Below are 16996 nucleotides of genomic sequence, written 5' to 3' on the forward strand. Positions count from 1 at the left end.
TTGCAAGACCTGACCTGATCCCTGACCCTCGACCGCCGACTGGTGATCGTGCCGCCTTCGTGAGGCTCTTTGCCGGACCGGCGGAACCTCTCGCCGCGGCTGTGCAACCTGCTCGCTGATCTCTTTCGATTCCGGAGAAGCACATGTCTACCGTCTTCAGCAAAGAAGATGCGCACCAACTGGTCGAGCAGCTTCCCGCCGGTGCAACCTGGGAAGACCTGATGCGGGAGATTTACGTGCGTGCCGCCATCGAGAAGGGGCTTGAGGACAGCCGGTTTGGGCGAACCAAAGACGTTGCGGAAATCAGAAGGAAATATGATCTGCCCGAATGAAGGTCCATTGGACGGAGTCGGCAGAGGCGCATCTCGACGCGATCTACGCCTACATTGCGCAAAATTCCCAAACCTATGCCCTGCGGATGGTGGACCGCATCACCCAGCGATCACAACAGATCGCGGCGTTCCCTCTGTCAGGGCGGCGCGTGCCCGAATACGATATCGACCAGATACGGGAAGTGTTCTGCGGCCCGTACCGGTTGATCTACCACATCAGATCCGATCAGATCGACGTCCTCGCCGTGGTCCACGGCGCGCAGAACGCGCTCCGTGAGGACAAGGCTGAGGACAACGCCTAGGGAAACGCCAAAGTATTCCGAATAAAGTATTCCGAATAAAGTATTCCGAATAAAGTATTCCGAATTCCGGGGACAGTGCGGCCTGGCAAGGCCGCGTGATCTAGAAAGCACGGAGGTCTGCCGGCATCCTCCGTTCCCTGACCCTGTCCTACGAGCACGAAACTAGTCCATTGCGGAGCCCGCGACAACCGCCCGGCAGAGCATCGACGCCTTCTGGACATGGTTTTTGACGCCGATCAAGAAACGGCGCGCACGGGAGAAGGCGCAGCGCTGGTGTGTGCCGTGCGCGGAGGGGTTTGCGAAGGCGATGCAGCCGCGACGGCTGGCGGAGCGGACGCCCGCGGACATCGACGGATACCCCGCCGCGCAAGGAATCAGGGCAGTCAAATCTCACAGGTAACGCGAGAACATCCACCGCCACACCGAGACGGGCTCGCGCCCGCCGAGTGCGAGCGCACGCGGATGGGACCAGCCCGAGTTGTCGCCAACCCTCCGACACGGCGCTATGCTTCGACGCCATGGACAGCATCGCCTCGCCCCACGACACCTTCTTCCGCGAGAGCTTCACCCGCAGTGAGGTCGCCCGCGACTTCCTGTGCTGCCAGCTCCCGGCGGCGCTGCTCGCCGAGTTGGACCTGACGACGCTGACGATCGGCAAGGACAGCTACGTCGCAAGCGACCTGCGCACGGCCTACTCGGACCTAGCCTATCGCGTCGCCTACCGCGGCGAGGCCCTCAACGTCTACCTGCTGTTCGAGCACAAAAGCTGGGCGGAGCACTGGACGGCGCTCCAGCTCCTGCGCTACATCGCCGCCGAGGGCGAGCAGTACCGAAAACAGCATCCCAAGAGCCGCCATCTGCCGCCGGTCATCTACCACGGCGAGCGGCCCTGGCAGGCACCGACAGCCTTCCAAGACCTAGTCAAGCCGCTGCCGGACAGCCTGGTGCCCTTCGTGCCGAGCTTCGGCTACCAGTTGGTGGATCTGTCCGGCCCCACCAACGCCGAGATCAAGGGCCGGGTACTGACGCGGCTGGTGCAGTTGGCCATGCGCTGGGTCTTGGACGCCCAGCCGGTGGAGCGGCTGCGCGAGCTGCTGGCGCTGATCGATCAGATCGAAGACCGCGACACCGCCGTGGAAGTGTTGGAATCCCTGCTGCGCTACTTCGTCCAAGGTACAGAGCGGGTCGACGAGCCGACCGTGCGGATCTTGCTGCAACAGACCTCCACCGGAGAACCGATCATGCAGACCTTCATCGACCGCTACATCGAGCAAGGCATCAATCAGGGCCAACGCTTAGGCGAGGCAACCGCCCTGCTGCGCCAGATCGAGCGCAAGTTCGGCCCGCCGAGCGACAGCGTGCGCGAGCGCGTGCTCGCCGCCGACAGCGACACCCTGCTGGAGTGGCTCGACCGCATCCTCGTCGCGGAGTCGGTGGAGGCGGTGCTGCACTGACGGCGGCGCGGCACTTGGCGTGCTGAGCAGCGTCACCCGCGCGCGTCTCGCACGTCTGCGCAAGCTGCCGGCGCTGATCGAGCAGATCGAAGAGCGCGACACCGCAGTTGAAGTGCTGGAATCCCTGCTGCGCTACTTCGTCCAAAGTACGCAGCGCGTCGACGAGCCCACCGTCCGCAAACTGCTGCAACAGACCTCGCTGCAACAGACCTCCACCGGAGAAGCGATCATGCAAACCTTCATCGACCGCTACATCGAGCAAGGCATCAACCAGGGCCAACGCCTCGGCGAGACCACCGCCCTGCTGCGCCAGATCGAGCGCAAGTTCGGCCCGCCCTTTTGACAACGCCTATCCGTCCGGGACAAGTTACATAGCCGGCAGGGCCGGATCGCCCCCACGTGCTTCTGAATCGACCGAGGCCCCGGAAAAAAGCGAGTCTTACGCTGACATGAAGCGTATAAACTGGGATCCCGACAAGAATCGCAAATTGATTGAGGAGCGAGGCATTTCTTTTGAGGATGTCGTGTATTGCTTGCATTCTGGCGGTCTTTTGGACGACGCGATGCACCCAAATACGGAGAAATACCCGCATCAGCGCGTGCTGGTTGTCGCCATAGAAGAGTATGTCTACCTTGTTCCGTATGTAGAGGATGACCAAGAGATTTTCCTGAAAACGGTGATCCCGAGCCGAAAAGCAACCAAGCAGTATCTTGGAGGTAACAAATGATATCCCCCCAGCTCGACAAAGAAGAGGAAGAATTGCTGGCTGCGTATGAATCGGGTCAATTTCGCTCAGACATGAGCCCAGCGCGCAAGAAGCTTCTTGAGGACGCGGCGGCCACTGCATTTCAACAGCAAAAAGAAGTAAATGTCAGCATTTCAGAGCGTGACTTTTATGCGCTGCAAAGAAAGGCGCTAGAAGCTGGAATACCATACGAAACATTGGTGGTCAGCATACTTCATAAATTCGCTTCCGGTAGTTTGTACGACGCCGCGGCTAACAAGGCAAATCCAGCCGACACTCATACCGCGCGCGGCTGAATTTGCGTCGTAGTACCAAGAGATTCGACGCAGCCGCCGTAGATGTCGGAGCTGACGCCCGCGGACCCCGACGGCTACCTCGCCGCGCAGGGCCGCAACACCGGGCTTAGGCCCTGGCAGTTCGTGCAGTGGGACCAGCCCGAGTTGTCGCCAACCCTCCGACACCGAGAAAGGGGTCAGAGCCGAATGGCGCTAATTTAAGAGCCGACTATTAAGACTCAGTAACTTATAGTCCTCCTGCGTCGCGAAATCGCGAAATTGCAGGACGCTCAGGGAGCGGAATCGGGCGGAACCCCTGCCGGGGGCGGCCTGCCGCTAGAGTTTCCTACCCCGCAAGCATCTGGGCCGAGGGCCAAGGGAGCCATCCTCGGCCCTTGGCCCTTGGCCCTTGGTTCACCTACGCGACGACCGGATTGCGAAGATCATCTTTGGCCGAGGCGAGAGCAAGGGCAGGGCCGACGGCACGGCCGACGGCAAGGCCGAGGGCAAGGCCGACTCTCTGGAGCGCCTCCTGCGCCACCGCTTCGGCCCCTTGCCCGACTGGGCGTCGGCGCGTATCGCCGCCGCCAAGCTGTCACAGCTCGACGCTTGGCTGGACGCGGTCCTCGACGTCGACGGCGTCGAAGAGCTGCTCGGCCCGGCACCCTAGGCCGCCTGCGGCCGAGCCGCGATCGGCACGGCGTCTGGTTGCACCCTCGGCGTCGCAAGCCCTGGGCGCCGTCCTCGCCTCAGCGCACCGGGGCGCAGAGCGCCCTTCGAGGCGCGACACCGCTGGAGCGGTGTCGCGAGCGCGCGTGAAAAACCCGGTCCCGTCATTCCCAAGGCAAGGCACCATCGGCTGGTGCACTGCCGCGGAGATGTCGGGATCGCTGCCCGCGTTCACTCACCGTGTTGCCCCGCGTCGGCCGGGAGGCCGACACTCCCGGCCGGCCGCGAGCATGGACGGCGGGCCTACGTCAATCGGCCTCGCCAAGGAGCCCGGGATCGAGCCGATCTTTCGGTCGGCCGGTCGCGCGTTTGTTGGCAATGAGCTCCGCGCGCCCGAGCACCGGGATGGTCAGGTCACCGAGCTGCACGTCCAGGCGGCCCGCACCGGCGGCTGCGTCGTCCATGCCGTCGACGGACGTGAGGACGTCGATGCGCCGCGGGGGAGGCCGATCTCATTAACCAGTCCCGGCGCAGAGAGATCAGCCTCGCTCAGGCGATGGGTTTCGATGGGGGCACCGAACCAGCGGAGCGCGGCGAGCACGCGCATCGCGTTCTCGGGCGTCGGCTCGACCAGGATGTCGCAGTCACCCGTGGCACGCGGAATGCCGTGCGCCGCCAGCGCGTGGGCACCAACGACGATGAAGTCGGCCACGCAGTATGCAGGGCCTCGATCATGTCCCGGAAATCGACGTTGAATCCGGGCGCTTCAGTCATCGTCATCCTCTGCGGGCCGTTGCTTGATCCCGGCGGCAGGCGTCGGCCGGACTACCCGTCCGGGTGCCGCCGTGCGCGGATAGTCCGGCCAGGGCCGACCGGTGAGCGCCCAAGCGTCCAAGGTCAGCCGCCAGAGCATCGCGATGCGTTCCGCCGCCGTTGTGCTGGCACTGAGGTCTTCGCCGGACTCCTCGCCCAGCCTGTGTCGCCGCACAAGCCACGCGCGGCGGGCGGCGGCGCGAGCGGAGCGGTCAGTGATGTGGTCCGTTGTGGTCCGGCGGCAGTGGGGGCTTTGGGGTCCGCATTGCGCTGAAGGCGTTGACGGTCGGCCAAGCGACTCTGGTCGCTTGCTTCTCTAAGCGCTGCCGGCCGCGCTGCCGTCGGCTCCCTGCACCAGCGCCAGCATGTCGGCATAGCTCAGGCGGCTGCTGTCGTCGGTGCCTTCCAGCAGGGCGTCGGCGAGGTCGCGCTTGCTGGCGTGCAGCCTCAGGATGCGCTCTTCGATGGTGTCCTTGGCCACCAGGCGATACACGGTCACCGGCCGCTCCTGGCCGATGCGATGGGCGCGGCCGGAGGCCTGATCTTCCACGGCGGGGTTCCACCAGGGGTCCATGTGGATCACGTAGTCCGCGGCGGTGAGGTTGAGCCCGGCGCCGCCGGCGCGCAGGCTGATCAGGAACAGCTCGCCGCTGCCGGCCTGGAAGGCGTTGATGGCGGCGCGCCGCTGCGGCTCCGGGGTGCTGCCGTCGAGGTATTGGTAGGCGATGCCGCGGGCGTCCAGGTGCTCGCGGATGAGCTTCAAATGGTCCACGAACTGGCTGAACACCAGGGCTTTGTGGCGGTTGTCGATGAGCTCATCGACGATGTCCGCAAAGGCGTCGAGCTTGCTGCTCGGCAAGGGGCTGTCCGGCAGCGCGAGGCGCGGATGGCAGCAGGCGCGGCGCAGGCGCATGATCTCGGCGAGCAACTGCATGCGCTGCTGGCCCGGGTTGGCGGTGGCCCGGGCGTCTTCGAGGCGCGCGACGGCGTCGCGGCGCACGGCCTCGTACAGGGCCGTCTCGCCGTCGCTCAGCTCCAGCGACAGCGTGATCTCGGTGCGCGGCGGCAGCTCGCTCAGCACCTCGCTCTTGAGGCGCCGCAGAATAAACGGGCGCAGCAGTTGGCGCAGGCGCGCCCGGGCGCCCTGGTCCTGATGCAGCTCGATGGGGTTGGCGAAGCGGGCGTTGAAGGCCTCCAGCGAGCCGAGCAGGCCGGGGTTGATGAAGCGGAACAGGTTCCACAGCTCGCCCAAGTGGTTCTCGATGGGCGTGCCGGTGGTGATCAGCCGAAACGCCCCTTGCAGTTGCATGATGGCCCGGGAGCGCTTGGTGAGGGCGTTCTTGAAAGCCTGCGCCTCGTCGGCGACGATGGTCTGCCAGTGCACGCCGGCCAGGCGCTCGGCCTCGCTTTGCAGCAGGCCGTAGCTGGCGACAATCAGATCAAAGGGGCCGGCCTGCTCCAGCAGCGCGGCGCGGTCGCCGGGGCCGAAGCGCAGCGGGCGAAGGGTCGGTGCGAAGCGCGCGGCCTCCTCCAGCCAGTTGCCGCAGACGGAGGTCGGCGCCAGCACCAAGGTCGGTCCGTCCGGGGCGCGGGACAGGATCAGCGCCAGCGCCTGCACGGTCTTGCCGAGACCCATGTCGTCGGCCAGGCAGGCGCCGGCCCCCCAATGCGCGAGGCGCGCGAGCCAGCGATAGCCTTCGAGCTGATAGTCGCGCAGCTCCACTTGCAGCGTGGACGGCACCCGCGGCTCCAGCTCGCGCACCTCGGCCAAGCGCGCCAGCAGCGCGTCCCAGTCCGGCGACTCGGCGAGCTCCATGCCGTCGATGAGCTCGGCGATGGCGGGCGCGGCGAGCGGATGGAAGCGGCCGCGATCGGTGAGGGCCTGCAGCCCGTCCAGGCGCCGGCGCAGTGCATTGCTCAGGCTCAAGTACTCGCGCTCGCCCAGGCGCACGAAGCGGCCCTTGGACTCGGCCGCCAGGGCCAGCAGCTCGCGCAGCGCCAGCACGCGGCCGTCGTCCAGGTGCAGGGCGCCGCCGAGCTCCAGCCAATCCTGCTTGCGCTGCACGCCGGCGCGCAGTTGGCCAACCCCGGCCTCGCTGCTTAGCGCCACGCGCTTGCCCCGGGGCCAGTCCAGCACCACGGCATCGCCCTGCGCGTGGAGCTGCTCCAGCGCGGCCAGGGCTGCCTCCGGGTCGTCGAGCTGCCAACTGCTCCAGGTGCCGTGCTGGTCGGCGACCATGGACTCGGCGCCGGCCAAGGCCGGACAGCCCGCGAGCAGGTCCTGCACCGCCTTGCGCTCGGCCTTGAGCTTGCGCGTGCAGCGCACCGGGCGGCCGTTGAGCTCGGTCAACAGCGTCGCACTGCCCTCCCCCGGGCGCAGTTGCGGGCCGGCGTCGCCGAACGGGTGCACGAACAGCTCCAGGCTCAGCCCTGGGCCCTGGCCGATCGGGGTCAGATGCAGGTGCGGGCGGGGGTCGGCGGCCACCTCCTCGGCCGCGTCGAAGTCACCGCCGCCGATGTCGGAATGCACGGTCAGCATCGGCGCCACCGCGGCCAGCGCCGCCAGCAGCCGCTGCTCGCCGCCCTTGGGCACGACGAGGCCGTCGTGACCCAGGATGGTGCCGATCTGCCGGTGCGCGGCGTCGAACCGGACCAAGCGCACGCGCTGCGCCGTCTCCTGCACCGGCACCAGGTTGCGGCCCTCGGCAGGAAAGGGCTCGATGCGCACCAGGATGTCCCGGCTGCGCTTCACCACCGTCAGCGTCGGCTCGCCCGGGATCAGCTCCAGCGGGGCGGCGTCGTCCAGGTCGCCGAGCAGCAGCGGATGGCCGCTCGCGGCGAGCAGGGCACAGTCGGGGTCCAGCAGGTAGACCCAGCCCGAGCTACTGTGGAAATAGTGCGCCTCCCGCTCGCGGACGATGCAGGCGCAAATGGCCCGGTCCTGCGGGGTCAGGTGGGGCATCTGCTCGGCCTCCGTAGCCAGGCGCTGCAACGCCACCGGACGGCCACGGGTCCAGCCGCCGCCCTTGGTGCGCTTCTGCTCGCGCGGCTCCAGGGTGGCGAAGTTGCCGTGCATGACCAACAGCCAGGCCAGGCGCACACTGCCCTCCGGCCGGTCGTCCTTGCCGGTGTCCGGGGCGAGGCGCGCGAGCGCCTCCAGCGCCAGCTCCCAGGTCGATTTCGGGCTCAGCAGACCGGTCAGCGTCCCGAGGCCGGGTGCTGCCGGCTCCATGCTCGGCAGCTTGCCCTTGTAGCCCTGGGCGTCGAGCAGGGCAAGCGCCTCGGCGACGTACCAACGCTCGCCGTTCGCGGCAGCGTCGCGCACGTGTCTGGCCAGGGCCGGCAGCGTGTCTGCGTCCTGGGGCTCACCGAGCCAGTGCAGCGTCAGCGCCTGGAACAGCACCGACATCGGCTTGCGCGGGCCGAGTGGGTAATGCAGGGAATAGCATTCCTCGCGCTTGCGCTGGCTGGCCATGATGCCGGCCAAATCGCCGATGATGCGAAACACGAACTCGACACGGTCGGTGACCGGGGCGCGCAGGCAGACCTTCACCTGCTGCTGCACCCGCGTGAAATCGTCCGGCTCGCCGCGGCGCAGCAGCGCCAGCAGGTAGAGCGCACCCGGGAGGCCCGGGAGGTAGATGTTGCGCTTACGGGTGCGCTTGCGCAGGAGCGCCATCGCCTCATCGTAGCGGGCGATGGCGCCGGCGTAGTCGCCGCGCAGGAAGCACAGCCAGCCCGCAAGCACCAGCGCCTCGATGCCATCGCGCTCGGCAAGCAGCGCCGCAAGCGCCGCGTCGTCCAGCGCCAGCAGCTCCAGCGCGGCATCCGGATCGTCCTGCAGCGCGCGCTCCACGGCGTCGGCCGGGGTCATGGCGTCAGCTCCGGCAGCACGAAGCCGAGCTTGCCCAGTCCCTTGCGGAAGGCCGCAAGCTTCTTGTCCGGCACGCACAACTGGCGTTCGCCGGCGCGGATGCAATGCGCGGCGGTGGCCGGGTCGGTGCTCAACAAAATCGCCAGGCCGGCGTCGCGGCACTGGATCAGCCGCGCCGCGCCGGCGTCGGTCACCGCCGTGGCGCGCTGCTCGACGCCGTCGAGCAGCTCGCTCAGCTCGGCCGGCAGATCGCCCTCCGCGGAAGACGCCAGAAATTCGCGGATGCGGCCGCGCTCGTCGGCGTCGGCACCGCGGGCGAGGATCGCGTCGGCGTTCAGGCCCCATCGATCGGCGGCGAGCGGCGTGGCGATTTGCTCCAACTGCAACTGCTCGGCGGGCATGGCAGGGCGCAGCAGCACCAGGCTCAGATCGGCCCCGGCCCGGAACAGCGGCGGCCGCTCGACCCGCTGCGGCGTGTAGGTCGCGCAGAGGCCCAGACAATAGGCGCCCAGCGCGTTGAGACGCAGGTAGCGCAGGCCGTCGTAGCGGCTCAGAAACTCGAGCTCGTCGGCGCCCCAGCGCCCGGCGTAGTCCGGCCGCGCCCCGTACGGCAGGGTGTAGGCGACGTCGATCATGCCGAGTGTGGCCAGGTATTCGAACAGGTAGGCCAGCGTATAGCGCGCCTCCAGCAGCTCGAAGTCGGAACCGCCGTCGTAGCCCAGGCTGCCGTAGTTGGCGTCGACGAGATAGAGCTTCCACGGGTTCCCGGCCACGTCGAAGCGGAACCCTTCGACCTTCATCTGCCGGAACAGGTCGTCGACGGACAGCCATTTGCCCACCGGGCAACAGGCCTTCAGCGCGGCATCGATGACCAGGCGGCGGTTCTCCGGCGCGGAGAGGCCCACGCCCTTGCTGGTCTGCCCCTTGATCAGGTCCACGCGGCGCAGCTCGTCCGGTTGCCCCTTGACCAGCCAGCGTTCGTGCAGATCGCCGACCACCTCGTGCACGGGCTGCGCCAAGGCCTTCTTGCCCTTGGGCGTCAGCGCGAGCCGGCTGCCGTCGATCTTGGCGAGCCCACCGGCCTGCAGCAGCAGCGGCCAGGCGAAGGGGCGGATGGGGCGGATCGACCCGCCGCCCCAACGGGGCACGTCCTCGTCGTCCGCCGTGGCGTACCAGTCGCCATCCAGCAGCAGCGCCTCGATACGGCGCGCCCCGGCGGTGCTGACGATGCCGGTCTTGGCCCCCACGGCAACACCGCCCTGCGCCACCAGCCGCAGCAGCGCGGGCAGCTCCTGCCGCACGCTATCCTCGGTGGCGACGCGCCGCAGCGGCTCGGGCTCGTCGTCCTCGGCGTTGATGACGGTGTCCGGCAGCTCATCGTCGTCGAGGGTGGCGATGGTCATCGGCGCCGGCGCCGGCAGCAACGACGCCAGTCGGGCGGCAAGGTCGTGCGGGATCGAACCGTTGTAGAAGAGCACGCTCAGCGCGCTGGGCGCCGGCTTCGACCTGCCGGAGTAGTAGTCGAAGGGCGAGCGGATGAAGAAGTCCGGCACCGTCCCGTATTTGGCCTTGAAGGCGGCGGCGCGGAAAACGCCGGCCCAGTTGTGCACGGACTCGGCCACGGCGTGGCGGTCCAGCTCCGAGAGCTGCCCCACCAGGGGGCGGAGCGCATCGGACAGCAGGCAACCGCCGATGGCGGCCACGATCTGGTCCTTGCGGGTAGGACGGCTGGCGACCGGGAGCCGTGCGAGTCGCTGCTTCAATTCGTTGACGGTCAGGCCGTCGAGGGTATCTTTCAGGGTCATGGGAGATCCTGGATCAGGACAGCCAAAGTGGGTCGATGCGCTGCGCGCACCCGGCGATCAAATGCGGATCGACACCCCGCAGCCCCCGACGAGGCCGGGCGCCGGCATGCGGGGGACTCGGCAGGGGCGATCAGGCCGGCATGCTAGTCCGCGTTGCGTTTCGACGCAAAGCGGACAGCTTATCCTGCCTTGGTGGGCCGGCGCCCCCCGAAGGCCCAGCGCCGCGACTTGATTGATCCCGACGGCTTGCCCGACGGGGCATCAGGCCTTAGTGTACACACAGCACTTCGGAACGCCAACGCGCGGACCGCTGCTCCTCAGAGATTCACGGCATAGGGAACCAAACGATGAGCGACACCCTGCAACGCATCAAAGCCCGCAAAGACGCCGCCCTGGCGACGAAGCAAACCGAGGCGGAGCGACGTGCCGAGTCCGTGCGGCGACGCGCGGAGGCTGCGGCACCGCTGTTCTCGGCACTCAAGGACGTGGAAGGCGAGCTGGTGAAGGTGACCGTGCTGCGGCAAATCTGGCCGGAGGACTTCCACAATCGCGACGACAAGGCCCGGGTGCTGCTGGAGGCCTATGTCGGCGACCCGGCGGCGCCCTGCGGCGTGCGCCTGCACGTGCCGGGCGGGCACCGGCGCTTCGAGGTCGAGGAGCTGCCCGATGGCACGCTGACCTATGTCGGCGTGCGCGAGACCCTGGGCGGTCGCCCGCATGTGGCCTCTTACACGGACAGGGAGCAGTGGCTCGACGCCTTCTACAACACGATGGCGTCGTTGCTGGAGATCTGAGCCGGCCAACCGTCGCTGACGGAGCGGGGTCGCCGGGCTGTCGTCGCTGGTCACAGGCGGCGCAGTCGCGACTTCCGGCCTATGCAGCTCGTGGCCCTCGGCCCCCTCAGCCCTCGGCCCTCAGCCCTCAGCCCTCAAATCAGTACATCTCCGTCCGAAACCGCCGCTCCGGCCCCGGCAGCCGCTCGATGGCGCCGCTGCGCAGCGGAAAGCGGTCGGCGGCGCGGTCGGCCCAGTACAGCCGCAGGGATTCGCCGATCACCGGGAAGGCGATCTCGTCCCAGGGGATCTCGTGCTCGCGCAGCAGCGCCACCTCCAGGCTCTCCGTGCCGGGGCCGACGTCCAGGTCTTGCAGCTCGGCGCGAAACAGCATGTATACCTGGCTGATGTGCGGCAGGTTGAACAGCGCATAGAGGGCGCCGATGCGCACGCGGGCGCTCGCCTCCTCCAGGGTCTCCCGGGCGGCGCCCTGCTGGACGGTCTCGCCGTTCTCCATGAAGCCCGCGGGCAGGGTCCAGAGCCCATAGCGCGGCTCGATGGCCCGGCGGCAGAGCAGGATGCGGTCTTCCCACTCGGGGATGCAGCCGACGACGATCTTCGGGTTCTGGTAGTGCACCACCCCGCAGGCGTCGCAGACATGCCGCGGCAGGTTGTCGCCCTCCGGCACCCGCAGGCTCACGGCCTCGCCGCAGTGGCTGCAGAAGTTCATGATGTTGTCGTCTCCGGCTGGTTCCCGCGATCGACGATGGTCGCAGATACGTCATCGAATGGACATGCAGCGCGCTGCACACGGCCGTAACATGGGGGCCGACGGCCGGAGCGGCCAGTACCGGGGCCGCAAGCGTGTGCGCAGCGCCGCCCGCGGTCACTGCCGCCCGCCCGGCGCACCATCCCACTGCATCACCCCGGGGAGACCGATGGCCGCTCGCAGCTACAGCACTCAACCCGGTACTTGGGACACGACGGGCGCCCATTTCGTCGACGGCGGCGTCAATTTCTGCTGTTTTTCGCGTAGTGCAACGGCGGTGGAGCTGCTGCTGTTCGATGGGCCGGCGAGCGCCGAGCCCTTCCAGCTCATTCAGCTCGACCCGCGCGCGCACAAGACCTTTTTCTTCTGGCACGTGCTGGTCGAGGACCTGCCGGACGGCATCTGCTACGGCTGGCGCATGGACGGGCCGAACGCCACGGCCGAGACCGGCACCCGCTTCGACCGCGACAAGCTCTTGCTCGACCCCTGGTGCAGGAGCGTCGACGACCGGCTCTGGGACCGCGCCGCCGCGTGCCGGCCGGGGAGCAACCTGGCGCAGGCGATGCGCTCGCAACTGGTGCGCGACAGCTACGACTGGGAGGGCGATCTGCACCTGCACGTGCCGCTCACCGAGGCCGTGATCTACGAGATGCACGTCGGCGGCTTCACGCGACATCCGTCCGCGGATACGCCGCACCCGGGCACCTTCCGCGCCGTCATCGAGAAGATCCCGTACCTGCAGGACCTCGGCATCACGCACGTGGAGCTGCTGCCGGTGATGGCCTTCGACGTGCAGGACGTACCGCCGAACACGGCTGCGCTCGGGCTCGAGAACTTCTGGGGCTACAGCACCCATAGCTTCTTTGCGCCGCACCCGCACTACGCCTGCGAGCCCGCAGGGGCGCGGGATGAATTCCGCGATATGGTCAAGGCCCTGCACCGGGCCGGCATCGGCGTGATCCTGGACGTGGTCTACAACCACACCGCCGAGGGCGGCGCGGACGGCCCCGTAATCTCGTTCAAAGGCATGGGCAACGAGGTCTTCTACCACCTGGACTTCGCGGACAAGAGCCGCTATCGCGACTACACCGGCTGCGGCAACACGGTCAACTGCAACCACCCGATGGTGACCCGCTACCTCATTGCGAGCCTGCACTACTGGGCGCACGACATGCACGTGGACGGCTTCCGCTTCGACCTCGCAAGCGCGATGGCCCGCGGCGAGGACGGCGAGCCGGAGCACCACGCGCCGGTGCTCTGGTCCATCGAGCTGTCGCCGGAGCTCGGCCGCGCGCACATCATCGCCGAGGCCTGGGACGCCGCCGGGCTCTACCAGGTGGGCGACTTCCCGGGGTTCCGCTGGGCGGAGTGGAACGGCCACTACCGCGACGTGATGCGCGCCTTCGTGCGCGGCGACCCCGGGCTGATCCAGCACGTGGCAACCCGCCTCGCCGGCTCCAGCGACCTCTACGAGGCGCGCGGGCGGCTGCCGGCCAACTCCATCAACTTCATTACCTGCCACGACGGCTTCACGCTGCACGATCTCGTCGCCTACAACGAGAAGCACAACGAGGCCAACGGCGAGGACAACCGCGACGGCCACAACCACAACCTGAGCTGGAACTGCGGCGTCGAGGGTCCGACGGATGACCACGAGATCAACGCCCTGCGCCGCCGCCAAGCCAAGAACCTCGTCGCCATGCTGCTGCTGAGCCAGGGCGTGCCGATGCTCTTGGCCGGGGATGAGATCCTGCGCAGCAAGCAGGGCAACAACAACACCTACTGCCAGAACAACGAGTTGTCGTGGATTGATTGGCGCCTGGTGGACGACAACCGCGACATGCTCGACTTCACCCGCGCCATGATCGCGTTTCGCAAGCGGCATCCAACGCTGCGTCGTCGGCGGTTTCTGACGGGCAAGCCGGAGCGCCCCGGCGCCCCACCGGACATCAGTTGGCACGGCGTGGAGCTCGACGAGCCGGGCTGGGACGACGGCGACTGCCGCACGCTGGCCTTCATGCTCGCGGGCTTGAATGACGGCGAGCCCCACCTGCACGTCATGCTCAACATGTCGGAAGACGCGCTCGACTTCGCGCTGCCGCCGCTGGACGGGCGCCGCTGGCAGCGCGCCGTCGACACGGACGAGCCCCCCTCCGTGTGGTGCCCGGAGCAGCAACATGCGCTGAGCACCGCCCGCTGCCGGGTCGGCGCGCGCAGCGTCGTCGTGCTGGAGGGGCGCTGACGGCGGCGGGCCGCCGCGCCTCTCGCGCTGGTGCGCGCCGGGCCGGCCGCTCACCAGCGACCCACGCGCATGGGTCCCAACTCGACCCCAAACCCGACCAATCCACCCGGAAAGAGGAGCAACCAGATGCAACTCGGCATGATCGGCCTCGGGCGCATGGGCGCCAACATGGTCCAGCGGCTCATGGCCGCCGGGCACGACTGCGTCGTCTTCGACATGAACCCGGATGCCGTGCAGGCGCTGGTGCAGGACGGGGCCACCGGCGCCGACAGCGTGGCCGACCTCTGCGCCAAGCTGAGCGCCCCGCGCGCCGTGTGGATCATGGTGCCGGCGGCGGTGGTGGACCGGGTCATCGCAGATCTGCGCCCGCACCTGCAAGCGGACGACACCATCATCGACGGCGGCAACTCCAACTATCAGGAGGACATTCGGCACCAGAAGGCGCTGCGCGACGCCGGCATTCACTTTCTGGACTGCGGCACCTCCGGCGGCGTCTGGGGCCGCGAGCGCGGCTACTGCCTGATGATCGGGGGCGACACCGACGCGGTGCAGCGCCTGGACCCGATCTTTAAGGCGCTCGCCCCCGGCATGGGCGACATCGAGCGCACCCACGGGCGCAGCGGCGAGCCCGGTACCGCCGAGCAGGGCTACCTGCACTGCGGCCCGAGCGGCGCCGGGCACTTCGTGAAGATGGTGCACAACGGCATCGAGTACGCGCTGATGGCGTCCTACGCCGAGGGGCTCAACCTCCTCAAGCACGCCGGCATCGGTCGCGAGGACCAGGTCGCCGACGCCGAGACCGCCCCGCTCGCGAACCCCGAGCACTACCAGTACGACTTCAACCTGGCCGACGTCGCCGAGGTCTGGCGCCGCGGCAGCGTCGTCGCCTCCTGGCTCCTGGACCTGACCGCCATCGCACTGCACGAAGACGGCGAGTTGGCCAGCTTCGGCGGGCGCGTCTCGGACTCCGGCGAGGGCCGCTGGACCTGCCAGGCGGCGATCGAGACCGGCACGCCGGCACCGCTCCTGACCGCTGCACTGTACGAGCGCTTCAGCTCCCGCGGCGAGGCCGACTTCGCGAATAAGATCTTGTCCGCGATGCGCTATCAGTTCGGCGGGCATCACGAGAAGGCGGAGTAAGAAGTAGGAAGTACGGAGTAACAAGTACGGAGTACGGAGTACGGAGTAACAAGTACGGAGTACGGAGTACGGAGTACGGAGTACGGGGGCGCACTGCCGCACTACGTCTTGTTCGGGAATCTGTCCTGTGCGCCGGAGGCTCGGCAGTCCGCACGCCGTTGCGGGCACGTCGTACTCCGTACTCCGTACTTCGTACTCTTATTGCAAAACTAGGAGCCCCACCATGTCACTCATCGAAACCGACTTCACCGAGGCCCAGCCGGCGCCGCCGAACGTCATGATCATCTTCGGCGCCGGCGGCGACCTCACCAAGCGCAAGCTGGTGCCCGCGCTCTACCACCTGTGCAGTGCAAAGCTCCTGCCGGACAGCTTCGCAATGCTCGGCCTCGACCGGCTCGACATGGACGACGACGCCTTCCGCAACCTGATGGGCGAGCAGATCCGCGATCACGTCGGCGCGGCCTTCGACGAGAGCGTCTGGACCGGGCTCTGCGAGCGGCTCCATTACATGAAGATCGACATGCTGAACGGCGCCGACTATGACCGGCTGTGCGAGCAACTGAGCCGCATCGACGCCGAGCGCGCCACCGACGGCAATTACCTCTTCTACATGGCCATCCCGCCGAGCCTGTTCTCCAAGGTGGCGGATTATCTCGGCGACGCCGGCCTGCTGCACGAGACCGAGGACGACTGGCGTCGGATCATCATCGAAAAGCCCTTCGGCCACGACCTCGATTCCGCCATCGAGCTGAACAATCATCTGCACAAGAACCTGGACGAAGACCAGATCTACCGTATCGATCATTACCTGGGCAAGGAAACGGTCCAGAACATCATGGTGTTCCGCTTTGCCAACGGCTTCATTGAGCCGCTGTGGAACCGCCAGCACATCGACCACGTGCAGATCACCGTCGCCGAATCCGTCGGCGTCGAGCACCGCGGCGGCTATTACGAAGAAGCCGGCGCCATGCGCGACATGATCCCGAATCACCTGCTGGTGCTGCTCGGCTTTCTGGCCATGGAACCGCCCAACTCCTTCGAAGCCACCGCGCTGCGCGACGAGGTCAACAAGGTGCTCGACGCCATCACGCCGCTGACCCCGGAGCAGGTGCTGACGCACGCCGTGCGCGGCCAATACGGCCCAGGCGTTATGCCGAGCGGCGAGCAGGTCTCCGCGTATCGCTCGTCACCGGGCGTTGCGCCCAACTCGCACACCGAGACCTTTGCCGCCATCAAGCTCGGCATGGACAACTGGCGCTGGGCCGGCGTGCCGTTCTATCTGCGCACCGGCAAGCGGCTCACCGCGCAATACACCGAGGTCGCCATCCAGTTCAGAAAGGCGCCGACCATCATGTTCCAGAACACCGAGGTGGACGACCTCGAGCCCGACATGGTGGTGCTGCGCATCCAGCCGAACGAGGGCATCCAGATGAGCCTGGGCGCCAAGATCCCGGGGCCGACCATGCGCATCGGCACGGTCAACATGGACTTCTGCTACGAGGACTACTTCGGCAACAAGCCCGCCACCGGCTATGAGACGCTCATCTACGACTGCATGAAGGGCGACGCCACGCTCTACAAGCACGCCGACACCGTCGAGAAGGGCTGGGAGATCGTCCAATCCGTGCTCGACGTCTGGGCCGCCCTGCCCCCGCGCGACTTCCCCAACTACGCCGCCGGCACCTGGGGCCCACCCGCCGCCGGCGAGCTCACCAAGCGCGACGGGCGGCTCTGGCGGCGCATCGAAACACCGAAGGCGCACGGACGGTAGGAAGGGGCCGGGGGCGGCGAAGCCTCGGGCC

The 16996-nt window shown here is 67.6% G+C and carries 16 protein-coding genes; 11 read left to right on the forward strand and 5 right to left on the reverse strand.

Annotated features, from left to right (window positions below; all coding sequences use genetic code 11):
- Window positions 1-143 precede the first annotated feature (143 nt).
- The 7 genes from ML01_RS24080 (at window position 144) to ML01_RS24110 (ending at window position 3779) form a co-directional block, all read left to right on the forward strand.
- Window positions 144-332 carry a hypothetical protein gene (locus ML01_RS24080; protein ID WP_058557932.1) on the forward strand — a complete coding sequence of 63 codons (189 nt, stop codon included), beginning with the start codon at window positions 144-146 and terminating at the stop codon, window positions 330-332.
- Window positions 329-634, forward strand: coding sequence for a type II toxin-antitoxin system RelE/ParE family toxin (locus ML01_RS24085; RefSeq protein WP_058557933.1), 306 nt, complete (start codon window positions 329-331; stop codon window positions 632-634). The genes ML01_RS24080 and ML01_RS24085 overlap by 4 nt, the downstream gene beginning before the upstream one ends.
- 518 nt (window positions 635-1152) lie before the next feature.
- A complete protein-coding gene (locus ML01_RS24095; protein WP_058557935.1) occupies window positions 1153-2088 on the forward strand; it encodes an Rpn family recombination-promoting nuclease/putative transposase in 936 nt (311 codons plus the stop codon).
- 19 nt (window positions 2089-2107) lie between these two features.
- Window positions 2108-2431, forward strand: coding sequence for a hypothetical protein (locus tag ML01_RS24100; RefSeq protein WP_058557936.1), 324 nt, complete (start codon window positions 2108-2110; stop codon window positions 2429-2431).
- A gap of 106 nt (window positions 2432-2537) precedes the next feature.
- A complete protein-coding gene (locus ML01_RS24105; protein WP_058557937.1) occupies window positions 2538-2816 on the forward strand; it encodes a BrnT family toxin in 279 nt (92 codons plus the stop codon).
- Window positions 2813-3130: a hypothetical protein gene (locus tag ML01_RS27955; protein ID WP_082674624.1), complete on the forward strand. Its 318-nt coding sequence runs from the start codon at window positions 2813-2815 to the stop codon at window positions 3128-3130. Before ML01_RS24105 ends, ML01_RS27955 begins: the two co-directional genes overlap by 4 nt.
- A 388-nt stretch (window positions 3131-3518) precedes the next feature.
- Entirely contained in the window at window positions 3519-3779 is a 261-nt protein-coding gene (locus ML01_RS24110) for a DUF4351 domain-containing protein (protein ID WP_058557938.1), read from the forward strand.
- A 408-nt stretch (window positions 3780-4187) separates the two neighbouring features.
- Here the strand turns inward: ML01_RS24110 and ML01_RS24115 are convergent, their stop codons facing one another.
- From ML01_RS24115 to ML01_RS24130, 4 genes are all read right to left on the reverse strand, one after another.
- A complete protein-coding gene (locus ML01_RS24115; RefSeq protein ID WP_216819263.1) occupies window positions 4188-4490 on the reverse strand; it encodes a hypothetical protein in 303 nt (100 codons plus the stop codon).
- A 54-nt stretch (window positions 4491-4544) separates the two neighbouring features.
- Window positions 4545-4691, reverse strand: a complete 147-nt coding sequence (locus ML01_RS24120) for a hypothetical protein (protein ID WP_156427964.1) — start codon at window positions 4689-4691, stop codon at window positions 4545-4547.
- Between the two features lie 216 nt (window positions 4692-4907).
- On the reverse strand, window positions 4908-8465 hold the full coding sequence (locus ML01_RS24125; protein ID WP_058557940.1) for a DEAD/DEAH box helicase: 3558 nt from the start codon (window positions 8463-8465) through the stop codon (window positions 4908-4910).
- Entirely contained in the window at window positions 8462-10270 is a 1809-nt protein-coding gene (locus ML01_RS24130; RefSeq protein ID WP_058557941.1) for a hypothetical protein, read from the reverse strand. Before ML01_RS24130 ends, ML01_RS24125 begins: the two co-directional genes overlap by 4 nt.
- 347 nt (window positions 10271-10617) lie before the next feature.
- On the opposite strand from ML01_RS24130, the gene ML01_RS24135 reads away from it, so the two are divergent.
- Complete coding sequence (locus ML01_RS24135; protein WP_058557942.1) at window positions 10618-11064, forward strand: hypothetical protein; 447 nt, start codon at window positions 10618-10620, stop codon at window positions 11062-11064.
- A 139-nt stretch (window positions 11065-11203) separates the two neighbouring features.
- On the opposite strand, the gene ML01_RS24140 is transcribed toward ML01_RS24135, so the two are convergent.
- Window positions 11204-11773 carry an NUDIX hydrolase gene (locus tag ML01_RS24140; RefSeq protein ID WP_058557943.1) on the reverse strand — a complete coding sequence of 190 codons (570 nt, stop codon included), beginning with the start codon at window positions 11771-11773 and terminating at the stop codon, window positions 11204-11206.
- A gap of 208 nt (window positions 11774-11981) precedes the next feature.
- Here ML01_RS24140 and glgX point away from each other — a divergent pair, with 208 nt between their 5' ends.
- The 3 genes from glgX to zwf all read left to right on the forward strand — a co-directional run bounded on the left by glgX (window position 11982) and on the right by zwf (window position 16965).
- Window positions 11982-14054, forward strand: a complete 2073-nt coding sequence (gene glgX, locus ML01_RS24145; RefSeq protein ID WP_058557944.1) for a glycogen debranching protein GlgX — start codon at window positions 11982-11984, stop codon at window positions 14052-14054.
- A 126-nt stretch (window positions 14055-14180) separates the two neighbouring features.
- A complete protein-coding gene (gene gnd, locus ML01_RS24150) occupies window positions 14181-15194 on the forward strand; it encodes a phosphogluconate dehydrogenase (NAD(+)-dependent, decarboxylating) (protein ID WP_058557945.1) in 1014 nt (337 codons plus the stop codon).
- Between the two features lie 223 nt (window positions 15195-15417).
- Window positions 15418-16965, forward strand: a complete 1548-nt coding sequence (zwf, locus tag ML01_RS24155; RefSeq protein WP_058557946.1) for a glucose-6-phosphate dehydrogenase — start codon at window positions 15418-15420, stop codon at window positions 16963-16965.
- Window positions 16966-16996 lie beyond the last annotated feature (31 nt).

Source organism: Thiohalocapsa sp. ML1 (assembly GCF_001469165.1).
GTDB lineage: Bacteria > Pseudomonadota > Gammaproteobacteria > Chromatiales > Chromatiaceae > Thiohalocapsa.

Bases quoted from the DNA above. Each gene is read 5' to 3' on its own strand.
- ML01_RS24140 (WP_058557943.1), bottom strand. From the start codon at position 11,773: ATGAACTTCTGCAGCCACTGCGGCGAGGCCGTGAGCCTGCGGGTGCCG.
- ML01_RS24130 (WP_058557941.1), bottom strand. From the start codon at position 10,270: ATGACCCTGAAAGATACCCTCGACGGCCTGACCGTCAACGAATTGAAG.
- ML01_RS24105 (WP_058557937.1), top strand. From the start codon at position 2,538: ATGAAGCGTATAAACTGGGATCCCGACAAGAATCGCAAATTGATTGAG.
- glgX (WP_058557944.1), top strand. From the start codon at position 11,982: ATGGCCGCTCGCAGCTACAGCACTCAACCCGGTACTTGGGACACGACG.
- ML01_RS24095 (WP_058557935.1), top strand. From the start codon at position 1,153: ATGGACAGCATCGCCTCGCCCCACGACACCTTCTTCCGCGAGAGCTTC.
- zwf (WP_058557946.1), top strand. From the start codon at position 15,418: ATGTCACTCATCGAAACCGACTTCACCGAGGCCCAGCCGGCGCCGCCG.
- ML01_RS24135 (WP_058557942.1), top strand. From the start codon at position 10,618: ATGAGCGACACCCTGCAACGCATCAAAGCCCGCAAAGACGCCGCCCTG.
- ML01_RS24085 (WP_058557933.1), top strand. From the start codon at position 329: ATGAAGGTCCATTGGACGGAGTCGGCAGAGGCGCATCTCGACGCGATC.
- ML01_RS27955 (WP_082674624.1), top strand. From the start codon at position 2,813: ATGATATCCCCCCAGCTCGACAAAGAAGAGGAAGAATTGCTGGCTGCG.
- ML01_RS24120 (WP_156427964.1), bottom strand. From the start codon at position 4,691: ATGCTCTGGCGGCTGACCTTGGACGCTTGGGCGCTCACCGGTCGGCCC.
- gnd (WP_058557945.1), top strand. From the start codon at position 14,181: ATGCAACTCGGCATGATCGGCCTCGGGCGCATGGGCGCCAACATGGTC.
- ML01_RS24125 (WP_058557940.1), bottom strand. From the start codon at position 8,465: ATGACCCCGGCCGACGCCGTGGAGCGCGCGCTGCAGGACGATCCGGAT.
- ML01_RS24080 (WP_058557932.1), top strand. From the start codon at position 144: ATGTCTACCGTCTTCAGCAAAGAAGATGCGCACCAACTGGTCGAGCAG.